Source organism: Streptomyces sp. NTH33, assembly GCF_003236365.1.
In the GTDB taxonomy this organism is placed as follows: Bacteria; Actinomycetota; Actinomycetes; order Streptomycetales; family Streptomycetaceae; genus Streptomyces.
On the sequence record NZ_POTZ01000859.1, the window covers coordinates 1 to 1,522 of the forward strand.

The 1,522-nt window shown below is 73.3% G+C and carries 2 protein-coding genes; both read right to left on the bottom strand.

The genetic code is table 11. The annotated features are described in order from the left end of the window. The coding region (locus tag C1I97_RS37025) for an electron transfer flavoprotein subunit alpha/FixB family protein (RefSeq protein ID WP_111007253.1) at nucleotides 1-677 on the bottom strand (677 nt) is incomplete at its 3' end. A 56-nt stretch (nucleotides 678-733) separates the two neighbouring features. Next, nucleotides 734-1,522 (bottom strand): electron transfer flavoprotein subunit beta/FixA family protein, encoded by a 789-nt coding sequence (locus C1I97_RS37030; RefSeq protein WP_111007254.1) that lies wholly within the window; start codon nucleotides 1,520-1,522, stop codon nucleotides 734-736.

The window sequence follows — 1,522 nt, forward strand, 5'->3', positions numbered from 1 at the left end:
AGGGAGTCGGCCAGCGCCTCGATGAGCGCGAAGTTCTCCGCGCCGTTCACGCCCCGGCCGCCGGAGACCACGATCGCGGCCTCGGTCAGCTCCGGACGCCCCGTCGCCTCGCGGGCGGTACGGCCGGTGATCCTCGTGCCGGTGGCCTGCCCGGAGAACGTGACGTTCAGGGCCTCGACCGCGCCCGCGGCCGGAGCCGGCTCCACGGCGGCGCTGTTGGGCTTGACCGTGATGACCGGGATGCCCCGGGTGACCCGGGAGGTGGTGCTGAACGAGGCGGCGAACACCGACTGGGTGGCCACCGGGCCCTCGCCGGACGCCGCCAGGTCGACGGCGTCGGTGATCAGGCCGGAACCGAGGCGCAGCGCCAGGCGGGCGGCGATCTCCTTGCCCTCGGCGGAGGAGGAGACCAGCACGGCCGCCGGGGACACCTGCTCGACCGCGGCCTGCAGGGCGTCCACCTTCGGCACCACCAGGTACGCGCCGTACTCGGCGGCCTCGTGGGTCAGCACCCGCACCGCACCGTGCTCGGCGAGCACACCGGCGGTGTCGGCGGCGCCGCTGCCCAGGGCGACGGCGACCGGCTCGCCCAGGCGGCGGGCCAGGGTCAGCAGCTCCAGGGTGGGCTTGCGGACGGCGCCGCCTGCGTGGTCGACAAAGACGAGGACTTCAGCCATGGGACTTCTTCTCTCCTGCGTGCGAAGGATGCGGGACGGGGCGGCGGACGGCGCCGTTAGATGAACTTCTGGCTCGCGAGGAACTCGGCGAGCTGCCGGCCGCCCTCGCCCTCGTCCTTGACGATCGTGCCCGCGCTGCGGGCCGGACGCTCCGCGGCCGCCTCGACCTTCGTCCAGGCGTTCGCCAGGCCGACCTCGCCGGCGTCGAGGTCCAAATCGGACAGGTCCCAGGAGACCACCGGCTTCTTCTTGGCCGCCATGATGCCCTTGAACGACGGGTAGCGGGCCTCGCCCGACTGGTCGGTCACCGACACCACCGCCGGCAGCAAGGCCCGCAGCTGCTCGGAGGCGGCGTCGCCGTCGCGGCGGCCGGTGACCGTGCCGTCCCCGACCGCCACCTCGGACAGCAGCGTGACCTGCGGCACGCCCAGCCGCTCGGCCAGCAGGGCCGGCACCACGCCCATGGAGCCGTCGGTGGAGGCCATGCCGCAGATCACCAGGTCGAACCCGGCCTTCTCGATCGCCCGGGCCAGCACCAGCGAGGTGCCGAGGGCGTCGGTGCCGTGCAGGTCCTCGTCCTCGACGTGCACGGCCTGGTCGGCGCCCATGGACAGCGCCTTGCGCAGCGCGTCCCGGGCGTCCTCCGGGCCCACCGTCAGGACGGTGACCTCCACGTCGTCGTCGGCGTTCTCGGCGATCCGCAGCGCCTGCTCGATGGCGTACTCGTCCAGCTCGGAGAGCAGCCCGTCCACGTCGTCCCGGTCGACGGTCAGGTCCTCGGCGAAGTGCCGGTCGCCGGTGGCGTCGGGCACGTACTTCACAGTGACAACGATCCTCAAGCTCAC